Origin of the sequence: Pantanalinema rosaneae CENA516 (genome assembly GCF_050753385.1) — a bacterium.
Classification (GTDB): Bacteria; Cyanobacteriota; Cyanobacteriia; order Leptolyngbyales; family Leptolyngbyaceae; genus Pantanalinema; species Pantanalinema rosaneae.
Genome location: NZ_JBLZFZ010000045.1, coordinates 1 through 20,248 on the forward strand (window position 1 = coordinate 1; position 20,248 = coordinate 20,248).

Sequence of the window (20,248 nt, forward strand, 5' to 3'; positions counted from 1 at the left end):
AGATGTGTATAAGAGACAGTGGTAGTAGTGGGGGAGGCGGTGATGGCGGTAGTTGGTGACATGAATTTGTGGCAGGTAAATAGGTAGGGGAATTGAGGATGGGGGGTTGTATTATTGGGGTTCCTTAGGATTGCAGATTTATTAAGGTGTAATTTTGCGTAGGGGCGTGGCATTCAGCAGGGATTTCTGGGGTAATGACAAAGACTTTTTACCGAATGCCGCGCCCGTACAACAAGATAAAGATGCGGAATTATTTAATTCCCATTCCTTAGAAAATGTCGGCAGGGTCAGCAGACTGAAGCTTTCGCATCGCGATCGCGCCGGAACCAACACACATAGTAATAGTGAGGGTCAGCACCAGGAGGGCGCGGTTTAAAGTGATGCCAATCGGCAACATGGTCGCGGTTTGCGCCAGGTGATATAACCCGATCGACAACAGGCTACCGGGAATGAAGCCCAGGATGGCGAGAATTAACGCTTCTTGCGCCAGGACACCGACTAAATAGAAATCGCTATAGCCCATTGCTTTCAGCGTGGCATATTCCGGCAGGTGGTCGGAGACATCGGTATACAGGATTTGATAAACGATCACAATGCCGACAATGAAGCCAATAATCGTGCCAAAGCCAAACACGAATCCGATCGGGGTACTGCTTGCCCAGTAAGCCTTTTCTCGATTGGCAAATTCTTCCAGGGTTAAAACCAATACATCATCGGATAGATGGGCTTGTAAGGCGGCTTGTGCCTGCTGGCGATCGACACCTGGTTTGAGGTGAATCAGACCGACATCAATCCGATCGGGACGACGATCGGGAAATAACCGCAGGAAGGTCGAGTCACTGGTAATCACGTTGCCATCCGCCGCAAAGGAAGCACCCAGCGTAAACACTCCGGCTACCTGCATATCCAGACGGTTTACTTGAACTGGAAGGGGGGTAGTCTGTTGCAATAGAGTGGCGATCTCGCCATATTCGGGTCGTCCAGCCTGATCAAAGACGACTCGATGCAGTTGCTTGAGGCTATCTAGTTGCTGGTTCACCTCCGGCAAATCAAAAATGGGTTGGGCAGGATCGGCACCAAATACCAGAATAGGGCGATCGATGCGGGTTTCTGGATTGCGCCATTGTCCGGTGGCGATATACAGCGATCGTACTGATGCCACCTGCTCAAATCCTGCCGTTTGGATCAGCCGTTCCCGCGCGAAGCTTTTCACCGAAAATAGGGTTTCAAACTGCGGATTGATCATAAACAGATCTCCCTGCAATGCCTGGTGAGGTTTGATGGCAGCTTCATAGAGCGACTCCATAAAGCCTAGTTGTACGAACATCAGGATATCGGCAAAGGCAATGCCAGCTAGTGCCACAACTAAGCGATTCTTCTCGCGGGTAACTTGCAGCCATGCCAACGGAATTTTGCGCAAAAATTTAAGGAACATAATCCACCGATCGAGACAAAAGCAGAGATAGAGTTTCCGGGATTGGGTCAGACGATCGCGAAATTACGGGTTAAAACTGATTTAGATCACTGACAGAAAAAGATTTAGCTGTAGTAGTTTGAGTCACTGGTATGAATTAATCACTAGAGGGTAAATTGTCATCTACCGATTGACCTAGATCACAGACATAGCCGTTGTTGATCACTGATAACTAAAGATACACATCAGGGTGGACGGTTATCCGTTCATCCGATCGGTCGAAACAGTTAGGTGATCAGAGTCTGTCTATTCAGAGGGTGTGTTAATGGCAGCAAATAGGGGACTCTATAGGTACAGTGCTTCATGGTTTACTAGGGGATGATGAGAGATGAAACCGATTTCTAGTAGCAGTATTCGCTCTGCGATCGCGTTAAGACAAATCATGCGTCAGGTAATTGCATCGGGAAAAATCACGCGGGCGGACGAACTGGTGTTTTTCCAGGCTTTAGCCTCCGATGACTCGTTTACGGATGAGGATATGGTGTTGCTGCGACAAGTGATGAAACGCATGGATATGGGCATCATTAAGGTCGTGAATGACTAAGGTAATGGGTTAGCAACAATTTATAGTCCAGTAGTTTTATTGTTAAGTTGCCACGCTTAAGGCGGGGATATTGCCACCCATAATCAAGTGAATATTGCGGGTAATCTTATCTATCTCCCAGTCCCACCAACGCAAAGCAAGTAACTGAGCCACCTCAGCCTGACTAAATCGCTGTTTCACCACCCGCGCCGGATTACCAGCCACGATCGCATAGGCAGGGACATCCTTGGTGACCACCGATCGAGCGGCGATCACCGCCCCATCTCCCACCTGCACCCCCGGTAAAATCATGGCATCGTAGCCTAACCAAACATCATTGCCGATGATGGTATCGCCTTTGCTGGGTAAATTCATCACTTGATCCATTGCCGTTTCCCAGCCGTGGGCAAAGATCGGAAAGGGATAGGTGGAAATGCCATCTAATTTATGATTTGCCCCACCCATGATGAAGGTAACGTGAGTCGCGATCGCACAAAATTTGCCAATGATCAGGCGATCACTCCCGTAATTGTATAAAACGTTGCGCTCAAAGCCCTCTGGATCAACTGGATCATCATAGTAGGTGTAATCTCCGACAATAATATTGGGGGATTTGATGAATGGTTTAATGAAGCAGACGCGTCGCTGGTCTGCCATGGGATAGGGACGATTGGGGTCAGGGCCGTGTTGGCTGGGCATAGGCTACATTACCTTCCAGATATAGTTGGATTAGGAGTTGGGTTCGATCGCCACTTGCACCTGTAAATTCGTCAGTCCAGCGACAACTTGGCTGTCTTTCGTTGTTAACCGAATTCGGACTTCGATCACCCTGCGATCGAGATTTTCGCCCGGTTGATCACTAAAGACATTTTGGCGACTTACCTGTAACCCAATCACCTCAACGTTGCCGAACAACGTTCCTGGAAAGGAGGGACTGGTAATAGTCGCCGCTTGCCCCACCCGAATTTTGCCAATATCCGTTTGGTACACTTCAGCAACGACTTGCATCTGGTCGGTTTCCGCCAGTTCCACAATTCCGTTGCTGCTAATGGTTTCTCCGGGACGGGTATGAATCTCCAGAATCCGTCCAGAGATCGGCGATCGAATCAACACCTGGTTCAAGTCAACTTCGGCTTTTTTCAGGGCAGCGATCGCGGCTTCCACCTCTGCCTGGGCAATCCTGACATCGACAGGACGGACTTCGGCAATGCGATCGAGGGTGGCACGTTCCTGCTGGATCTGTTTTCTTAAGGTGGCTACCGTGGTATCTCGTTGTGCCTGAACGCGATTCAGTTGGGCTAAGGTGGTTTCATACCGTTCGCGTTTTTCATCCACAATCACGGCTGTTTCAGCCCCCTCTTGATAGAGATCTTGATAGCGCTGTAGGGTGCGGTTCGCATTGCGGAGTTCGGCATCGACTCGGGCAATTTCGGCTTCCCGCTCGATCGTTTCTGTTTGCAATTGCGCTTCCAACCGGGCAATGTTGGCTTGTTGAGCTTCGATCTCGCCGGTCTGTGCCCCTGCCTGCACCTGGGCTAGTTTTGCTTGAGCGACGCTCAGTTGTTTCTGAGCCTGGAGTAGCGCCACTTGTAAGCGATCGCGGGAATCTAATACAGCAATCACCTGTCCGGCTTGAACTCGATCGCCCCGTTTCACGAATAGTTCGGCTAAGCGATCGCTATCCAGCGCTTGGGGAGCGGCAACTTGAATGACATCGGTTTCTGGCTCTAAACGTCCTAAAGCGGTAATTTTAGGTGTGGTAGGAGCGGCGGTCGGGGCAGGGCTGGGTGGGTTACTTCCCGGCAGTTGGGACATGCCATAAATCACGGTGGCTCCCGTCAGGGCAGTGGCAGTGATGACTAGCCCAATGATCCAGCGATGCCTAAGCAGTTTCGGAACAGGTTGCAGACTCATAACTCATCCGGCTTCTGTTGAGGGAGATTTGGGGGAAGTCCAGGGGGGCAACGATCGGTATATCGAACATTCGATATATTTTGTCCAAATTATGGCTGAGATTGGCGTATGAAGCTCTGTTATCCAGGTAACTTATATTGAACGGTTGATATATCACTCATCATCTTGAGTGGTGGGGGAACAAGACATCCTCCCTACGGGTTCTCCGATTGGGTGAATTGACTGTGAGTAGTCAGATGATGCGTGACGAGTTCAGTCAATAGCGGCAATTGTTCTGTGAAAGACACGCGATCGCCGAGATAGACCCGCCGGATTAAGATCCCTTCAATCACATGCAACACCAACATGACTAAATTCACATCCTCAGTTCCTAAAATCCTCATGACTGCCTTTTCATACCGTTCTCCTGCATGTTTTAAGACATGATTGTGGTTAATCTCCGATCGACGACGTTGCCGACAAAAATCAATTAGCATTAATGTCTGATGCAAAAAATAATCTTCATTTTGAGCAATAATTTGGAAAATTTTATTGAGGCGATCGGCGATCGTCGGGAGATTAATCAGTTCCGCTACCATCTGTTCTGAGGTGTCCTGGTAGCTGATATATTCCACTAATTGTTCAAACAAACTTTCTTTACTGGGAAAGTAGTGATAAAGCGTCCCAGTGGATACATTTAACCCCTGGGCAATCTGACGCATTGTGATCGCAGCATAGCCTTTTTCAGCAATGATATCTAAACACTGGCTTAACAGTTCTTTACGATACTGATCGTGATCAACAATTTTGGGCATGGGTACGGCAATGACCCGATGGTGGACAATTGGATTAATAGATTTTATATCGAACGGTTGATATATTTATACTGCTGAATTTGCATTCTGTAAAGCTTGATTGCTTGGCTTGGGCAGTTGCGCTACCGTGACCTGCATAGCGGCGATCGTCTGGTGTGACAGCCCGAAGTAACAGATGGGAGAATTCCGTATCAATCAGTACGCTATTTTCTCCTCAAAACGGCTTAATCTACTGGCTAACGACTGCTTCTCTTTCCTTCAGTAACACTCTCTTCTGGTTAAAGAATCTGATTTAAGATGCGATTTCGATTTGGGCAAGTTGGTTTCGTGGCGGTGCGGCGGTCTATCTTTCTGTCTTGGTTAGCCAAACTAAGACGATCGCCCTGGAAGTTCGCTGTTTTCACATTCCTGACGATCGTCCTCACCGTTAATTTAATCGCGCCATTCTCTGTACCGACGGTGGCTCAAGATATTCCCAAAACCTTAAAAATGGGAACATCGGCAGATTACAAGCCGTTTGAATTTCATGATACCTCTAGCGGTGAAGACAAAATTGTTGGCTTTGATGTTGACATTGCCAGACGCTTAGCAGAGGATTTGGGGTTTGAATTGCAAATTGTCGATATGGATTTTAATGGTTTAATTCCGGCGTTGCAAAGTCAGCGAGTAGATTTTGTCATGGCAGGTATGACCCCCACGCCAGAACGCAAGCGCAATATTGATTTCTCGCAGGTTTACTATGAAGCCCGCAATACCATCATTGCTAAACAGGGCAATAACTTAACGACGATCGAGGATCTATATGGCAAAACGGTAGGGGCGCAATTAGGCAGCACTCAGGAAGAAGCGGTGAAAACCATGAATCAGGAGGCAGCGAAGCAGAAGCAACCGGCGATTAATTTGGTGACACGGAACCGGGTTTCTGATCTGATTCAGGAAATTAAAGCTAATCGGATTGCGGCGGCAGTGGTGGAAGATACGGTAGCTCAGGGTTATATCGGCGTTTATCCCGATCTGCAATTTACGGTGATCGAAAACAATGAGGGTGGATATGCGATCGCCTTTCCCAAAGGGTCTAATCTGGTGGCACCGTTCAATAAAGTGCTAACCACAATGCGGAAGGATGGCACATTGGAGCGGTTGGCGAAAAAATGGTTTGAAGATCAGGGTAAACCGGCGGGAATTGGCTTTCAGCAGATCATTCCATCGATTCCCTACATCCTCGGTGGCATTGGAGTAACCTTGGCATTCACCGTCGTCTCAGCAGTCTTGGGATTCATCTGGGCAGTGGTGTTAGCATTACTGAAAATCTCTGAATTTAAACCCTTCCGGTGGCTGGCTAATGCTTATACGTCCATATTCCGGGGAACCCCATTAATTCTACAAATTGCTCTGGTTTACTTTGCCACTCCGCAGTTGATTGGCTACGATATCCCAGCATTTCAGGCAGGGGTGATTGCCTTTGCGCTCAATTCTGGGGCGTATGTGTCAGAAACGCTCCGGGCAGGAATTCTGGCAGTGGACAAAGGGCAGCGAGAGGCGGCATTATCTTTGGGGGTTCCGTATCGGTTGATGATGAAGGATATCATCCTGCCGCAAGCCCTGAAAAATATTCTGCCTGCCTTAGCGAATGAAGGAATTAATTTGTTAAAAGACTCAGCCTTGGTGTCTACGATCGGGGCGGCGGATCTGCTGCGGCGGGCGACGGTGGTGGGGGCGGAGAAGTATCTGTACTTTGAGCCGTTGATTATTGCGGCGATCGTTTATTACGTCATGGTAATGGTGTTGACGATGGGAACATCGGTGTTAGAGAAGAGGTTACAACGCAGTGCTTAACGTCAATAATCTCTATAAATCCTTTGGGGCACTTCGCGTGTTAGATGATATTACAGTTCAACTGCAACAGGGCGAAGTTGTGGCAATTTTGGGGCCTTCCGGATCGGGGAAGTCTACTTTTTTGCGCTGTCTCAATTTGTTAGAGCAACCGACCTCGGGACAAATTTACTTTAAAGAAGTTGAGATCACTAATCCCAAATGTGACATTCTCAAAATTCGCGCCAATATTGTCATGGTGTTTCAACACTTCAATTTGTTTCCCCACATGACGGTACTGCAAAACATCACCTATGCGCCAATTAAAGTCAAGCGGTTAGCGAAGGACGAAGCTAACGCGATCGGGATGGATTTATTGCGTAAAGTGGGTCTGGCAGAAAAAGCAGATATTTATCCGTCTCGCCTTTCAGGTGGACAAAAACAACGGGTGGCGATCGCGCGGGCACTGGCGATGCAACCCGAAATGGTGTTGTTTGATGAACCGACCTCTGCCCTCGATCCAGAGATGGTCAAAGAGGTGTTGGAAGTGATGCGCGATCTCGCGAATAGTGGCATGACAATGGCGATCGTCACCCATGAAATGGGCTTTGCCCGAGAGGTGGCAAACCGAATTTTGTTTTTGAATGAAGGTAAGCTAGCGGAGGATACTACGCCTCAACAGTTTTTCACAAACCCCCAATGCGATCGTGCCAAGCAGTTTCTAGATAAAATGCTGTGAGTGGCTTCTCGAAAAGGATTGTGTTTATTGCTACTTGCAAAAGAACCCGTTAAACATTCTCTTAGTTGTCTACCTGGAGATGACCAGGCTTAGCGGATCTTGGTAAGGATTCTAGTGGTAAAGATAGAATAAATTGGGTTTGCCCAGAGTGACTTTCTAACTGAATTGAACCACCTAAACAGGTACTCAATCGTTTGACCAAGGCTAACCCTAATCCAGTCCCGCCATGTTTCCAGGGATCATTGCTGGGAATGCGATAAAACTTATCAAATACTCGCTGTTGTTCTGGGGCTGAGATTTCAACGCCTGTGTTAGTTACATTAACTACTAATATCGGGCAGGCTTGTTCTGGTAATTGAGTGGTAATTGTCATCATAATTTTTTGCTGAGCTGGTGTGTATTTGCAGGCATTGTGAAGCAGTTCAGTCAAAATTCGTTCTAAGTAAGTAACATCTGTGGTGATCTGAGGGAGATTCGTAGCTAAATGGTAACTTAATTGCTGTTGTTGCTTCTGACTGCGTTCTTGAAACGATTTGATCAGTGTTGGTATCCATTCATTTAAGTTGAGTGTGGTTAACTTGAGTTCCACATTGCCAGATTCTAATCGAGACAAGTCGAGTAAATCATTAATCAAATTGGTTTCCCGATCGCATTCATCTTTGAGAATTTGGAAATAGCGGCTAGAGCGATCGTCTAATGAATTTTGGGATGTTAACACCAGTTCTAACATTTGAGTTGCCATTTTAATGTTTGCCATCGGGGCTCGCAACTCATGGGACACGGTACTGAGAAATTCATCTTTCATCTGATTCAAGCTTTCTAACTCTTTAGCATGGGCTTGTACCGCTTGATATAAATGGGATTGCCGCAGCGCGATCGCACATTGGTTTGCCACTTGCTGAACTAACTGTAATTCCAGGTAGTTAAACGCTTGATCAGAGGGTTTATACAGCCATAAATTCCCTAAGGCCCCCTGATCATCCCACAAGGGATAGGCTAAACAAGTCATTGAATGTAGGTGTTCAGCCTCCGCTCCAAGCAGGTTGGGGAGAGTGCAATAATGGGCATACTCCCCCTGTAGAAGTTGCTGAGTTAATTCGGGAAATTCCTGATCCTGGAGCCACAGCGCCGGATGATCAGGAGTGGTGGCAGGGTAGTGATAATCACTCGTTGAACTGCCAGCGCTCCGCTGATAAAGGGCGATCGTACAACGGCTCAAGTTCAATGCCAGCGCTAATTCCTGAACCGCCGTTTGCAGAATTTGGCTTTCATTTAACGAATCTCGCACTTCATCCGTAATTCGTTTCAAAGTTGCCTCAAAATAGAACGCCAGACGTAATTCTGCGGCGCGGGATGCCACCTGTTGTTCCAGTTTTTGATTTAAACAGCGCACTTGTTGAGCTAATTCAGCCTGCTCAAAGGCGATCGCTAAAATAATTCGGCTTAAGGTTTGTTCTTTTTGAATTTGCGATCGTAAGATTGCCTCAAGCTGCTGGCGTTCCGTCACATCTTGTAAGGCTAGTGTTCTACCTTGAACTTGTGCTTCTATTTCCTGATTTAGTAATTGTAATATCAGCGCTACCCGTTGCTCCTCTGGAACGTTCGTTGTTTCTGCTAACAGCGCATATAGCTTGGAATTAAAATTGCTCGTTACTGAGTTGGGTTCCACAGGATTACCTCTTGGCACTGTCAGAGCCACACTGAAGTAAAGTGGCTCCTGACGATTAAAACAATGCATCTCTGGTCAGTATTAGGGATAGAACATCAGCAACATTAGGTAAAAACAAAGACGCATAAACCAGTAGGATGCTACAACGAGCACGATCGACGTGAGCTATTATTCTTTCATTCTAGTTAAAAATGGGTGTAAGTTGGCAACTTAACCTCAGTATTTTTTCAGACAAGCGATACTTGAACCTGACCGATATTCTTAAGCAGGCTGAAGTATACTGACCTTAAACAAAGGTCTAAATTATGCTCTCAGGAGCAGCAATATTAAGGTGATTTGTATTAAAAATAACGTTCTTTTGTTACGCAGCCCGAGTATCATTTCTGGCTGGTGAGGGGGCTGATTCAGTCACAGAATTATTGCTGGCAGATGTATAGGTATCAATATTGGTTGAAATCACGTCATGACCTGCCAGGTAAATACGTGGTATCCCCAGGCTGGTAAATCGAGATACAATCCTTCAGCCAAGAGGTGATCACCGGAGCGATTGTATTGCACAGTACCCATTAAGTCTTGCAACTGAATGGTTTGACCTGCCAACTCCTCAAACGGTAGCTTGATATAACACTGACTCTGATGGGGAGCGTAATTGACGGCAACCAACAGCCGATCGCAACCCTTCTGCCAGTGAAAGGCAATGATACAGTCCGATGTCCAATTCCCATCCCAGGCGGGTAAACTATCAGCTAATTGCCAGTATCCCTGGCGCACGATCGGTAAGCGTAAACAGGTGAGTAACCGTTGGTAAAACGCTTGCAAAGTGGTATCGATCGCTTCAACCGGGCCCCGATGCAAGTGGATAAAGATCCGGTGTTGATACCCTTCAAATTGCCCTTGATGGAAAAACCGCAGACCAGGACAGAAATAGGTCAAAATAGCGGCGGCTGGGTGCACATCGGGGGGGAATACGGCGGCAGCACGATGTTCATCATGATTCTCTAAAAAACGAGCCGATCGCTGCTGGTAATCAAGATTTGCCCAAAAATGTTCTCGAACTAAACGAGTCTGTTGTATCTCTAAGCGATCGTACAGTCGCTTGTCATAGGTGTAATCAAACCCCTGTTGTTGTAACGCCCATTCCAAATCCCAATACACTTCTGCCATAAACACAAAACTGGGATGCTGTCTCCGAACGTGATCCGTGGCAGATTGCCAGAAGGGTTGAGTGGTAATTCCCCAGGTGCGCTGAAAAATTTCGGGTAACACTAACATTGCCATATCACACCGGACTCCATCACAGAGTTGGGCAATATGTTGCAATTCATTAATCATGGCAGCTTGCAAATCAGGATTACCATAATTCAGTTGCAACGTATCGCACCAGCCAGCAAAGTAAGGATCACGCCCATAGGCAAGAATTTTTTCATCACTTGGGGTAGTAATTCGACAATAGTTTTGTGGTTGTTGTGCTAATAATTCCTCAGTTCCCGTGACATAAAATTCGGGATGGGTTTGTACCCAGGGGTGATCAGAAGCCGTGTGATTGGGCACAAAATCTAACATCAGTTTTAAGCTGCGTTGATGCAAGCGATCGCGCAGCCGTAGAATTGCTGGATCGCTACCGAGTAAGGTATGTCCGGTGTAGTGAGTAATGGCAAAACAAGAACCACAAATATCCTCTTCACAGACATCACTTAAGATGCGGCGATATTCTGCTAGCCACTCTGGATTGGCGCGAGATACCGTTTGCCCGATCGTGCCCGTTTGCCACACACCCAGGAAATAGATCCAATCAAACCCCAAATTCGCCCATTCATCTAACGTGGTATCAGGAATATCATCCAGGGTTGCCGGACGACCGATTTGCTTGGCTAATAGCTGCATCCAAACGCGCGTGTTTACCTGATATAACGCTGGGTAACGGGGGGAATTCATCGATCGCTCCTCGGTGGTTGTGCCTGTGTTCTATCCTCTACCTATCATCAACATTGGCTTATGTTAACAAACCTTTAAATTAACGATGCAATTTTGTAGCTGGGATGACATATTGCCGATCGAGTTTATTGCTAGGCTCTCAGGGAAAGTGAATCAAGCAATTACCAGGCGCAACTGTAGAAGAACGGATCACAACCAGTTTTTGTAGAGTTTCGAGTATCATTACAACAGATACCAGGATGACAATTTATGGCTTCTAGGGTTCCGGTTTAGATGCGTTAATCTGAATGCTGGTCCGAGAGAGGCAAACTGGTCAATCATCTAGATTTTTTGCCAGTTACACGGCGGGAGAAAAGCCCGGGAGGAACATCAGTTGCAGCCAACTGATTGTGTTCTTCTTCGGGTTTTTCGCGTTGCCAACAAACTTGCTTGAGTAACTGGCAATCTGACCCTAGCTTGAACTGTTTTGGAGTACGTATGACCAGCAATCCGGCGGAAAATCCTTTGTTTCAAACCCCTGGCGATAGTCGTAATGGACATGTTCCGACTGAGGCACAACGAGCCTTGGAACTGGAACGCCAATTACCGTTAACCGGTTGGCAACAGGAAGTCTCACAGGGATTGGAGTATGGCTTAGAAGCGGCGGCAAGTATTCGCGATCGCACCATTTCCACCTTTTCTCGGGGGGAATTGCCCCACTATGCGGGCATCAATACCTTTATGAAAGCGCCCTATATCGAAGATGTGCGGCGGGTCGGGGAATTTGATGTGGCGATCGTCGGTGTACCGCATGACTCGGGCACTACCTACCGTCCGGGGACACGCTTTGGGCCGCAAGGCATCCGGCGAATCTCGGCACTCTATACCCCGTACAACTTTGAACTGGGGGTTGATTTACGGGAACAAATCAAACTCTGTGACGTGGGTGATATTTTCACCATTCCTGCCAACAACGAAAAATCATTTGATCAAATTTCTAAGGGGATTGCTCACATTTTTAGTTCTGGAGCATTCCCAATTATCTTAGGGGGCGATCATTCAATCGGTTTTCCTACAGTCAGGGGAATTTGTCGGCACTTAGGCGATAAAAAGGTTGGCATCATTCATTTCGATCGACATGTCGATACCCAGGAAACGGATCTGGATGAACGGATGCATACCTGCCCGTGGTTTCATGCCACAAATATGAAAAATGCTCCGGCAAAGAATCTGGTGCAGCTTGGGATTGGGGGTTGGCAAGTGCCGCGTCAGGGGGTGAAAGTCTGCCGAGAACGCCAAACAAATATTCTAACGGTAACGGATATTACCGAAATGGGGCTAGATGCCGCCGCAGAATTTGCCATAGAACGGGCAACGGATGGGACAGACTGCGTGTGGATTAGTTTTGATATCGACTGTATTGATGCCGGATTTGTCCCCGGTACAGGTTGGCCCGAACCTGGTGGTTTACTGCCCCGTGAAGCATTGGGACTCTTAGCCAGAATTGTCCAGCGTGTACCTGTGTGCGGTCTAGAAGTGGTTGAAGTCTCGCCCCCATACGACATCAGCGACATGACGGCATTGATGGCAACACGGGTGATTTGCGACACGATGGCGCATCTGGTGTTATCGGGGCAATTACCGCGTCGGGAGAAACCCGCTTATATCGATCCGCAAGCCAATTTAGCGGTCGATGTGGCATGGAGCTAATCAGTGAGGCTGGAACATGCACGAAACAGACATGACGAAGGCGTTAATTCTGACCGTCAAAGACTGGTGGGAAACGCAACCCGATCGCCCGCAAATCTCCCAGGTTTATCTCACAGTTGGGCAGTTCACCTGTGTTGAACCTGTCAGTTTGCAATTTGCCTTTGAGGTGCAAACCCGGAATACCTTTCTTGCCAGGGCCGAATTAGTGATTCAAGAAACGCCACTGATTGCCTTTTGTCACCATTGCCAGCAGGACTACCGCCCGGAAATTGGCATCCAATACGCCTGCCCTGACTGTCGATCGCCGATGGAGGATATTCGATCGGGGCGGGAACTCAAGATTGAGCGGATTGCCTACGCGACGGAGGAAGCTGGCATCAGTCATTAATGCCTATTCCTTAGTTAGGGTAGGCTTAGCCGCAAGTTTAATCCTGTGAACCGTTGAAGCATTGCTAAAACCCATTCCTACACCAGATTACATCCCTTACTGTGAATCGAGATGACGTTATGCACCAGACGTTTGACGCTGCTTTAGGAATCAATTTACTTCATGCCAACCAGGCAGGAGCCGACCATAATCGCGCCCATTTCGATCAATGGGGGATTACCTGTTTGAATGTGATGAGCAGTCCCGGCGCGGGTAAGACTGCCTTACTAGAAAAGACTTTAGCCGCCTTAAATCAGGAGATTAAAATTGCGGTAATTGAAGGTGATATGACCACTGAACTGGATGCCGATCGCTTGCGCCAATACAATGTGCCGGTGATTGCGATTAACACCGGGCGATCGTGCCATCTCGACTCCAAAATGGTGGCAGGTGGGATTCATCGATTAGCCCATGAATATAATCTGACTGAGTTTGATTTGGTGTTAGTGGAGAATGTTGGCAATCTGGTCTGTCCGGCAGAGTTTGAAGTGGGCGAACATGGGAAAGTGGCGCTACTCAGTGTGACCGAAGGCGAAGATAAGCCATTAAAATATCCCGTGATGTTCCAAGAAGCGGATTGTTTGCTGATTACTAAAACAGATCTTGCCCCTTATGTCGATGTTGATCTGGAGCAGATCATCGCCAATGTGCGGCAGATGAATCCGGATTGCGTGATTATTCCGGTGTCCGCCAAAACAGGTGAGGGCTTGGCAACCTGGTTTGCCTGGTTACGCAGTTGTGTAGAGCAAACGAAGATGGTCGATCGCCCTTTGTCTACCGTTCACTAAGTGGTGGGTGGTGGGAGTTGACGCTACAGGCTCCCGCCGTCCGCTCAGACACAGCATTGGTTGTTTTGGGACAATACATCATGAAAGTCCGTTCCGGTTTGATGTTTACGCTAATTCCCCGATCGCTGTTTACGAATTGTCTACTATTTTTGCTAGCGGTTACATTAACCGTTGGCTGCACGAATCCGGCGGTTTATATTCAAACGACAACTGAAACCGAAGCGGCTACGGCTGCTGTGAGTAGTGATGCGATTGATTTAGGCTTTAGTGCCTGGCCGGGTTGGTTTCCCTGGCAGGTGGCGCAAGAGAAAGGAATTTTTCAAGCCAAGGCGGCTCCGGTTGATCTGAAGTGGTTCGACGGTTATTTAGAATCGATCAGTACGCTGACGGCGGGGCAAATTGATGCCAATAGCCAAACCTTGGGTGATACGGTGAGTTCTGTCTCTGGAGGTGCGGATCAGGTTGTCGTTTTAGTCAATGACAACTCCACCGGGAATGACAAAATTATTGTGCGAGAGGGCATCAATACGATCGCGGATCTAAAAGGGAAAAAGGTTGCGGCTGAAGAGGGAACCGTTGATCATTTTCTGTTACTGCTAGGACTCAGGAAAGCGGGTTTAAAGCCTGACGATATTCAATTCATCCCCCTGGAAACAGGGAAAGCGGCGGCAGCCTTTGTCGCAGGTCAGGTGGATGCGACCGCCGTATTTGCGCCGTTTACCACCCAAGCCTTGAAGCGATCGGGGAGTCGAGAATTATTTAGTTCTAAAGATTTTCCGGGGGCGATTTCCGATCACTTAGTAGTAACCCGTAAGTTTGTGTATGAACATCCAGAACAGGTGCAAGCGTTAGTCGATGCCTGGTTCGCCACATTAGATTACCTGAAAGCAAATCCAACTCAAGCCTACGAGATTATGGCGAAGCGAGCGGGAGTCTCGATCGAGGAATACCAGGACTACGCCGATGGCACTCGATTGTTCACCTTAGAAGAAAATTTACAGGCGTTTCAACCCGGTCATGATATGACTTCCCTGCTATTTGCGGCGGAGGAAATGAGTCAATTTCTGATGGATGTGGGATTGGCAAAAACGAAACCCAATACCACGTTGTTATTCGACGATCGCTTTGTCAAAGCCTACGCCCAAAACCACACGCAACCCGCTTAGTCCGCTGCATGACTCCATTATTCCCCTGTTGTTACCATGAACCAAAGCAGTGATCCGCGATCGATCCAATCCTTGATTAAGCCAAAATCGATTCGTCCGACGGTATTTTGGCGGTTAGCTGAGGACATTCCCCGCCCTTTGAATACCGCTTTAATGGTGAGTTCGATCGCCGTCCCCCTGCTACTCTGGTGGTTAGTGACGACCTTTGGCACGATCGATCCCAAATTCTTGCCGTCTCCAGCTCAGGTGATGGATGCCTTTGGGCGGTTATGGGGCACTCGCGAATTGTTAAAGGATACCGTAGCCAGTTTGTGGCGGGTGGGAGTGGGCTTTTTATTAGCGGCACTGTTTTCCATTCCCGTGGGTGTCTTGATGGGGAGTTTTCCCAGTATTCGTGCCTTGCTGGAGCCGGTATTTGGCTTAATGCGCTACATGCCTGCTCCGGCGTTTATTCCTTTATTAATCCTCTACTTGGGCATTGGGGAAGCACCAAAAATTACCCTGATCTTCATTGGCGTGTTTTTCTTTAATTCCCTCATGGTGATGGATACGGTCAAGTTTGTCCCCAAGGATTTGATCGAAGCCACCTATATGCTAGGTGGTAACCGTTGGGAAGCGTTGACCCAGGTGATTCTACCGCATGTGTTACCAGGGATTCTTGATGCTTGCCGAATTAACTTAGCGGCGGCATGGCAATTGGTGATTGTCTCTGAATTGATTGCGGCAACGGAAGGGCTAGGTCGAAGGATTAGCGTGGCGGGACGTTTCCTCAAAACCGATGAAATTTTTGTCGGATTAATCGTGATTGGCATTATTGGCTTATCATTCGATCTGTTATTTCAATACTTGTTGCGCGTGTCTTGTAAATGGGCGAGTCAAAAACGTTAAGGGAGTTGAGATCATGTTTCTACAAATCAAACAACTGAACAAACATTTTGCCACTCAAACAGGCACATTAGTGGTACTGAAAGATATTGACATGACGATCGCTCAAGGTGAATTCATTTGTGCCGTTGGCGCGTCTGGCTCCGGTAAATCAACTCTACTGCGGCAAATTGCTGGGTTAGATAGTCCGACGACCGGGGAAGTGCGGATTGATGGTAAGCGGGTGACAGGCCCAGGTCCCGATCGCGGCATGGTATTTCAGCACTACACCTTATTTCCCTGGATGACGGTGCAAGCGAACACGGAATTTGGCTTAAAACTGCAAGGAGTCCCAAAACGCCAACGCCGCGAACAAGCCAGCTACTATCTCAATGTCGTAGGATTATCGCAATTTGCCCAAGCCTTACCCAAAGAACTGTCGGGCGGGATGAAACAACGGGTGGCGATCGCGCGGGCGTTAGCTTCGGAACCGAAAGTGTTATTGATGGATGAACCGTTTGGTGCGTTGGATATTCATACGAAAGAATCGATGCATGAATTTATGATTGATTTGTGGCAACGGACGGGCATTACTGTGTTCATGATTACCCATGATGTCGAAGAAGCGGTGTTTCTCGCCAATCGTATTTATGCGTTAGGGGCACGTCCGGGAACGGTACGGAAGGAAATTGAGGTGAAATTGCCCGATCGCTCCCATACCATTAAACGTCATGCCATTTTCCACGACTATCGAGATGAACTCATGGATCTGTTGCGCCGACATGGACAGGAAGCTGCTCTAGCCGTGGCTTAAGCGGTTTCAACTACTTGCGACCTTTTCATCACACCTCATGGCTCAATTAGCCGTCTAACTTGAGCTAAGACATCCTCGCCTGAAACGGGTTGCACAGAACCATCTTGTTTCGCCCGATGAAGCAGCTACCCAGCTTAAAGGCTTCACTAGCAATTGACACTCGCCCCTGTATCTAGCAATGCCGTTACTTTTACAGAACGATCGCCCAACGTAAGAATCAAGGGTAAATACGGCATGATGACAGAGCGCCCAGCACTATCAATTTGTTCAGTAAAAGAATAGCGCTGCCCATCAAGCATTGGTCGATTCCTTTGCAGCCATCAGCAGATCTGACAAGGCTTGAACTGCCTCACTGTCTGCTTGAGGAAACCAGACTACTGCCTCAGTCGATGCAAGTTGGTCGAGAAGCATATGCTCTGAAGCAATTTCTTCAGAATATACTCAACTGTATTGATCTATTCATCCACTTCTGAAGCTTTGGCAATCAATTCTAAATCTCTGACAAACTGACCAATTGTGCCTCCAAGCTGATGACCGAAGATCAGTCCAGAAAACTGCTTCCCTTCCACTTGCCAAGTTTTGGCTAAAACACGAAATCGAATGTCTTGGGTAAACAGAACTCGATTCAGTTGAGTCACTCTTAACAAAAGCTGATCGTCAGGGAGTTCTTGGCATTCATCATCAAATGCCGTCAATACGTCTACACCCCGACGACGAAACTGATCAGTAATCGCTTGAGGAATGTGAACATCCATATACAAAGCAATTGCCACTTACAGTAGCCCTTTAGCTTTCATTCTGGTGTAAAAAGGTGATCTAGCCACTTGCGTTATGCTAGTTTGCACCTGCTCCCATTCTTGGGTGATTTCTTGGTCGATTTCTTCCTGATGGTCAAAATAGTAGCCCATTGCCGCATGAGCTTCGGCGGGTTTTAAGTAAAGGTGCTGTCGGCATATTTCCTCGACAGACCAACCATAGGCAAGATAATCCATGACAATCTGGGCGACTCGAACCCGTGGCAATCGCTGTAATCTTGCCGGTTGGTTCTCTGGCTTCTCAATATGTGGGTAACTCAGGGCTAGCATACTACTTCATTGTCACCTAGCTCAGTTGCCATACCTTTACAGTATAGTCTTGGCTGCCGCTAGCCAGTAATTTTCCGTCAGGGTTAAATGCCAAGGTATTCATAACTCTGACCCAATCAGAATATTCGCCTAATAACCCTTGATCTTCAATGTCCCGCCGTTTTACCGACAGAGTATTTGTCACCTACGATCGCTCGATCGGATTGTTCACCGTTAGCATCAGAGATGGGCAGGATAGCGACTGTAGTCATGATTTCTGCCCAAAATCACTGGACTTAAGTGATACGAGAAGATGTGTCAGTCAGACACGTAATCCCATAAGGCTTGTTTAGCTCGCGCTGACTGATACTGGGCTAGCAATGAATTTGCTGTTTCTCTAACTGGTTGGGATGGATCATCTAAGGCTTGAATGATTAGAGATAGACCAGCCTTTCCATAGGCAAGAGCCTTGAACAAAGTATCTATACGCTGTTGTTCACTGCCTGACTTCATGTGTTGTTTGAGAGCGCTTAGATCCTGAAACAGATGCAAGCAATTTTTGCGACACGACAATATCCCCTGACAGCCCACTCTACCCAAGTTGCTATGTTAGAACCTATGAGCAAGTATTAAGAAGTTCTCTAGTATTAATTACCATACATAGTAATTAACATGCAAAGTTATTGTCTATATTAGGCAATTTGATTGAGGATGCTGTTTCAGTAATTGAAACACCTTTTTGACTATCCCATTTAGCGAATGTAGTTGTACAGCAGATAGTGTCAATTTTGTGCTTTCCAATATACTGACTCAAATTTTTTGCAGTCCAAACCTCTGTAATACCTTGTTTCCTTACTAGCCATATTCGAGAGAAAGAATGCTGATCTCGAAGAATTGTAGCAGTCATCGCAAGTGGATAAATTAATGAGCGTTCTTGCACTTCATTCCTGGTTTCTAGTAAGCACAAGTCAATTGGATCAGTGTGAAGAATCAGCCATACTTCTGATGCACCTGCATTTGCCTTATACTGTGGTATTTTCTTAGCCTTAGACTTGATTATTTTCTCCATCCACATATGTGGTTCCACTGGAATTATGATTTTATGGGCTTTCCCGTCTACAGGAAATTCTTGATTATTCCACTGCATAAACTTCTCTAGTGTGAGATAAGTACATTCAGCAGCAATAATCTTATTGTCTAAGCTAAACGCCCAATCAGGCTTATCAGTTATGTCATCTCTTGTTTTAACGCTGTGTCCCAATTTTGTTAGAAGGTTAGACATTGCTGATATAGCAAAGGTCTCTGCGTAGGTTCGTGATTTGCGCATATCCTCTCATTTTCTAATGGTATTTATACAATCATTTAATTTCAAAAGTGTTCGGCATCATTCCACTCAAAAACTAAGCAGCCTAACGATCGCGCTCACCGGACGCAGATAACCTTGCAACTCAACCGATCCTTTTGGGGCGTTCCGGTGCAGTGCGGTTGTTAGACACATAAAACAACTAATTGTAAAGATTGACAAAAGAGCTACAGGAATTAGGATATTTCATGAGCTTAATTCATTGCGAGCGCAACGATAAACATCTTCATAAACTGATTGAATTAATTGAGCAAATGACAATGTTTCTGTATCAGACTCTAGGGTAGAGGACTGCACGTTCATAGAAGAGTTCATAAACTCATGAACTCTTCCGCTTAACCGATCTAAGCTACTTTCAAGAACTTTTCGATTTTTATTAGAACAGTACATCTGTAAGGAAGATAACCAGATTTGAGCTTCACACAAGTCATTCAGCCATTCAGAAACACCTGATTTTTCTAATATTGCTTGCCCACTTGAAGTAATAGCAGTTCTTCGGTTGAGTACTCTTGTTAGGTATCTCAAGGAATTTGAGTAAGCTTCTACCTTTTTCTCAAGTAGCCATTTTGCTTTATCTCTTCTAGCTCCCAAATAGTTTGATAAAAAAGCTCCCAAAGTTGAAGAAACTGCGCCTATACAGGCTCCAAGCAAAGCTGCAACTGGTGCGGAAATTTGCATTTATACCTCAAGAGATCAACGATCCTAACTGATCCTATTTTGAGTAGAGGTGCTCTGTCTAACAATGAATGGGCTGAAAATTTCCGCCTAAGATCCCGTTTTAGGGTGGATAGGCAGAATGATTCGGCATAATATTCAATATTTACTGTTTCGGTAGAAACTTTCTGCATAATAGGCGGCTTGGGCTAAATAGGCTAAATCTTTCCGCATAATTTCAGATTCCAGGTGGAGATAGAGACTCAGAGAAATCGGGTTGTGGCTGTCAACCGATCGCGTTGAACCGTCGCCACTTCTAATTGAGGCATCTAGCGATCGCTTCAACGTCACAATTGCTGCATACCCCTTCATCCTCTAAAGATCTAGTTTGATCTACGAGATCGCATCCCAAAATTCCGGATTTAGACGGCAAATTTGTAGTTTCAGTTTTGGCTGCGATAGGCTACTCGTCAGGTTGGCTGGTTAATCATGAGTTTCTTGCCAGGACGATCGTTCCTCCGATCACCACCCATCCCGATCTCAGCCAGGACTTTTGCGG

22 protein-coding genes and 1 riboswitch are annotated in these 20,248 nt (G+C 46.8%); of the genes, 9 read left to right on the forward strand and 13 right to left on the reverse strand.

What is annotated here, in order from left to right:
• Positions 1 to 268 precede the first annotated feature (268 nt).
• Positions 269 to 1,435, reverse strand: coding sequence for an ABC transporter permease DevC (gene devC / locus ACN4EK_RS22350; protein WP_431660512.1), 1,167 nt, complete (start codon positions 1,433 to 1,435; stop codon positions 269 to 271).
• Between the two features lie 367 nt (positions 1,436 to 1,802).
• On the opposite strand from devC, the gene ACN4EK_RS22355 reads away from it, so the two are divergent.
• Complete coding sequence (locus ACN4EK_RS22355; protein WP_431660513.1) at positions 1,803 to 2,018, forward strand: hypothetical protein; 216 nt, start codon at positions 1,803 to 1,805, stop codon at positions 2,016 to 2,018.
• 42 nt (positions 2,019 to 2,060) lie between these two features.
• Here ACN4EK_RS22355 and ACN4EK_RS22360 read toward each other — a convergent pair whose 3' ends face one another.
• The 3 genes from ACN4EK_RS22360 to ACN4EK_RS22370 form a co-directional block, all read right to left on the reverse strand.
• Positions 2,061 to 2,696 carry a CatB-related O-acetyltransferase gene (locus ACN4EK_RS22360; RefSeq protein ID WP_431660514.1) on the reverse strand — a complete coding sequence of 212 codons (636 nt, stop codon included), beginning with the start codon at positions 2,694 to 2,696 and terminating at the stop codon, positions 2,061 to 2,063.
• Positions 2,697 to 2,726: 30 nt separating this feature from the next.
• Positions 2,727 to 3,911, reverse strand: a complete 1,185-nt coding sequence (locus ACN4EK_RS22365; RefSeq protein WP_431660515.1) for an ABC exporter membrane fusion protein — start codon at positions 3,909 to 3,911, stop codon at positions 2,727 to 2,729.
• 194 nt (positions 3,912 to 4,105) lie between these two features.
• Positions 4,106 to 4,705: a TetR/AcrR family transcriptional regulator gene (locus tag ACN4EK_RS22370; RefSeq protein ID WP_431660516.1), complete on the reverse strand. Its 600-nt coding sequence runs from the start codon at positions 4,703 to 4,705 to the stop codon at positions 4,106 to 4,108.
• Positions 4,706 to 5,002: 297 nt separating this feature from the next.
• Between ACN4EK_RS22370 and ACN4EK_RS22375 the strand changes: the two genes are divergently transcribed.
• Both ACN4EK_RS22375 and ACN4EK_RS22380 read left to right on the forward strand, forming a co-directional pair.
• Positions 5,003 to 6,541 (forward strand): ABC transporter substrate-binding protein/permease, encoded by a 1,539-nt coding sequence (locus ACN4EK_RS22375; RefSeq protein WP_431660517.1) that lies wholly within the window; start codon positions 5,003 to 5,005, stop codon positions 6,539 to 6,541.
• Positions 6,534 to 7,256 carry an amino acid ABC transporter ATP-binding protein gene (locus ACN4EK_RS22380; RefSeq protein ID WP_431660518.1) on the forward strand — a complete coding sequence of 241 codons (723 nt, stop codon included), beginning with the start codon at positions 6,534 to 6,536 and terminating at the stop codon, positions 7,254 to 7,256. The genes ACN4EK_RS22375 and ACN4EK_RS22380 overlap by 8 nt, the downstream gene beginning before the upstream one ends.
• A 61-nt stretch (positions 7,257 to 7,317) precedes the next feature.
• Here the strand turns inward: ACN4EK_RS22380 and ACN4EK_RS22385 are convergent, their stop codons facing one another.
• Positions 7,318 to 8,925: a sensor histidine kinase gene (locus ACN4EK_RS22385; RefSeq protein ID WP_431660519.1), complete on the reverse strand. Its 1,608-nt coding sequence runs from the start codon at positions 8,923 to 8,925 to the stop codon at positions 7,318 to 7,320.
• A gap of 456 nt (positions 8,926 to 9,381) precedes the next feature.
• Positions 9,382 to 10,860, reverse strand: coding sequence for an alpha-amylase family glycosyl hydrolase (locus tag ACN4EK_RS22390; protein ID WP_431660520.1), 1,479 nt, complete (start codon positions 10,858 to 10,860; stop codon positions 9,382 to 9,384).
• Between the two features lie 245 nt (positions 10,861 to 11,105).
• A riboswitch (guanidine-I (ykkC/yxkD leader) is annotated at positions 11,106 to 11,226 on the forward strand.
• Positions 11,227 to 11,337: 111 nt separating this feature from the next.
• Here ACN4EK_RS22390 and speB point away from each other — a divergent pair.
• From speB to ACN4EK_RS22420, 6 genes are all read left to right on the forward strand, one after another.
• On the forward strand, positions 11,338 to 12,549 hold the full coding sequence (gene speB, locus ACN4EK_RS22395; RefSeq protein ID WP_431660521.1) for an agmatinase: 1,212 nt from the start codon (positions 11,338 to 11,340) through the stop codon (positions 12,547 to 12,549).
• A gap of 16 nt (positions 12,550 to 12,565) precedes the next feature.
• Positions 12,566 to 12,937, forward strand: a complete 372-nt coding sequence (gene hypA / locus ACN4EK_RS22400; RefSeq protein WP_431660522.1) for a hydrogenase maturation nickel metallochaperone HypA — start codon at positions 12,566 to 12,568, stop codon at positions 12,935 to 12,937.
• A gap of 119 nt (positions 12,938 to 13,056) precedes the next feature.
• Complete coding sequence (gene hypB / locus ACN4EK_RS22405) at positions 13,057 to 13,764, forward strand: hydrogenase nickel incorporation protein HypB (protein ID WP_431660523.1); 708 nt, start codon at positions 13,057 to 13,059, stop codon at positions 13,762 to 13,764.
• Entirely contained in the window at positions 13,713 to 14,930 is a 1,218-nt protein-coding gene (locus tag ACN4EK_RS22410; protein WP_431660524.1) for an ABC transporter substrate-binding protein, read from the forward strand. The genes hypB and ACN4EK_RS22410 overlap by 52 nt, the downstream gene beginning before the upstream one ends.
• A gap of 36 nt (positions 14,931 to 14,966) precedes the next feature.
• Entirely contained in the window at positions 14,967 to 15,818 is an 852-nt protein-coding gene (locus ACN4EK_RS22415) for an ABC transporter permease (RefSeq protein WP_431660526.1), read from the forward strand.
• Positions 15,819 to 15,831: 13 nt separating this feature from the next.
• A complete protein-coding gene (locus ACN4EK_RS22420) occupies positions 15,832 to 16,608 on the forward strand; it encodes an ABC transporter ATP-binding protein (RefSeq protein WP_431660527.1) in 777 nt (258 codons plus the stop codon).
• A 146-nt stretch (positions 16,609 to 16,754) separates the two neighbouring features.
• Here the strand turns inward: ACN4EK_RS22420 and ACN4EK_RS22425 are convergent, their stop codons facing one another.
• From ACN4EK_RS22425 to ACN4EK_RS22455, 7 genes are all read right to left on the reverse strand, one after another.
• Positions 16,755 to 16,907, reverse strand: a complete 153-nt coding sequence (locus ACN4EK_RS22425) for a hypothetical protein (protein ID WP_431660528.1) — start codon at positions 16,905 to 16,907, stop codon at positions 16,755 to 16,757.
• A gap of 156 nt (positions 16,908 to 17,063) precedes the next feature.
• Entirely contained in the window at positions 17,064 to 17,381 is a 318-nt protein-coding gene (locus tag ACN4EK_RS22430; protein WP_431660529.1) for a DUF5615 family PIN-like protein, read from the reverse strand.
• On the reverse strand, positions 17,382 to 17,693 hold the full coding sequence (locus ACN4EK_RS22435) for a DUF433 domain-containing protein (RefSeq protein ID WP_431660530.1): 312 nt from the start codon (positions 17,691 to 17,693) through the stop codon (positions 17,382 to 17,384).
• A gap of 16 nt (positions 17,694 to 17,709) precedes the next feature.
• Positions 17,710 to 17,796 (reverse strand): hypothetical protein, encoded by an 87-nt coding sequence (locus ACN4EK_RS22440; RefSeq protein WP_431660566.1) that lies wholly within the window; start codon positions 17,794 to 17,796, stop codon positions 17,710 to 17,712.
• Positions 17,797 to 18,339: 543 nt separating this feature from the next.
• Complete coding sequence (locus ACN4EK_RS22445; RefSeq protein WP_431660531.1) at positions 18,340 to 18,954, reverse strand: hypothetical protein; 615 nt, start codon at positions 18,952 to 18,954, stop codon at positions 18,340 to 18,342.
• A gap of 267 nt (positions 18,955 to 19,221) precedes the next feature.
• Entirely contained in the window at positions 19,222 to 19,713 is a 492-nt protein-coding gene (locus ACN4EK_RS22450; protein WP_431660532.1) for a hypothetical protein, read from the reverse strand.
• 135 nt (positions 19,714 to 19,848) lie between these two features.
• Positions 19,849 to 20,061: a hypothetical protein gene (locus ACN4EK_RS22455; RefSeq protein WP_431660533.1), complete on the reverse strand. Its 213-nt coding sequence runs from the start codon at positions 20,059 to 20,061 to the stop codon at positions 19,849 to 19,851.
• Between the last annotated feature and the right edge of the window lie 187 nt (positions 20,062 to 20,248).

Bases quoted from the DNA above. Each gene is read 5' to 3' on its own strand.
- ACN4EK_RS22390 (WP_431660520.1), bottom strand. From the start codon at position 10,860: ATGAATTCCCCCCGTTACCCAGCGTTATATCAGGTAAACACGCGCGTT.
- ACN4EK_RS22445 (WP_431660531.1), bottom strand. From the start codon at position 18,954: ATGTCTAACCTTCTAACAAAATTGGGACACAGCGTTAAAACAAGAGAT.
- ACN4EK_RS22375 (WP_431660517.1), top strand. From the start codon at position 5,003: ATGCGATTTCGATTTGGGCAAGTTGGTTTCGTGGCGGTGCGGCGGTCT.
- ACN4EK_RS22365 (WP_431660515.1), bottom strand. From the start codon at position 3,911: ATGAGTCTGCAACCTGTTCCGAAACTGCTTAGGCATCGCTGGATCATT.
- hypB (WP_431660523.1), top strand. From the start codon at position 13,057: ATGCACCAGACGTTTGACGCTGCTTTAGGAATCAATTTACTTCATGCC.
- hypA (WP_431660522.1), top strand. From the start codon at position 12,566: ATGCACGAAACAGACATGACGAAGGCGTTAATTCTGACCGTCAAAGAC.
- ACN4EK_RS22450 (WP_431660532.1), bottom strand. From the start codon at position 19,713: ATGCAAATTTCCGCACCAGTTGCAGCTTTGCTTGGAGCCTGTATAGGC.
- speB (WP_431660521.1), top strand. From the start codon at position 11,338: ATGACCAGCAATCCGGCGGAAAATCCTTTGTTTCAAACCCCTGGCGAT.
- ACN4EK_RS22355 (WP_431660513.1), top strand. From the start codon at position 1,803: ATGAAACCGATTTCTAGTAGCAGTATTCGCTCTGCGATCGCGTTAAGA.
- devC (WP_431660512.1), bottom strand. From the start codon at position 1,435: ATGTTCCTTAAATTTTTGCGCAAAATTCCGTTGGCATGGCTGCAAGTT.
- ACN4EK_RS22360 (WP_431660514.1), bottom strand. From the start codon at position 2,696: ATGCCCAGCCAACACGGCCCTGACCCCAATCGTCCCTATCCCATGGCA.
- ACN4EK_RS22420 (WP_431660527.1), top strand. From the start codon at position 15,832: ATGTTTCTACAAATCAAACAACTGAACAAACATTTTGCCACTCAAACA.
- ACN4EK_RS22455 (WP_431660533.1), bottom strand. From the start codon at position 20,061: ATGAAGGGGTATGCAGCAATTGTGACGTTGAAGCGATCGCTAGATGCC.
- ACN4EK_RS22440 (WP_431660566.1), bottom strand. From the start codon at position 17,796: ATGAATACCTTGGCATTTAACCCTGACGGAAAATTACTGGCTAGCGGC.
- ACN4EK_RS22435 (WP_431660530.1), bottom strand. From the start codon at position 17,693: ATGCTAGCCCTGAGTTACCCACATATTGAGAAGCCAGAGAACCAACCG.
- ACN4EK_RS22370 (WP_431660516.1), bottom strand. From the start codon at position 4,705: ATGCCCAAAATTGTTGATCACGATCAGTATCGTAAAGAACTGTTAAGC.
- ACN4EK_RS22415 (WP_431660526.1), top strand. From the start codon at position 14,967: ATGAACCAAAGCAGTGATCCGCGATCGATCCAATCCTTGATTAAGCCA.
- ACN4EK_RS22425 (WP_431660528.1), bottom strand. From the start codon at position 16,907: ATGCTTGATGGGCAGCGCTATTCTTTTACTGAACAAATTGATAGTGCT.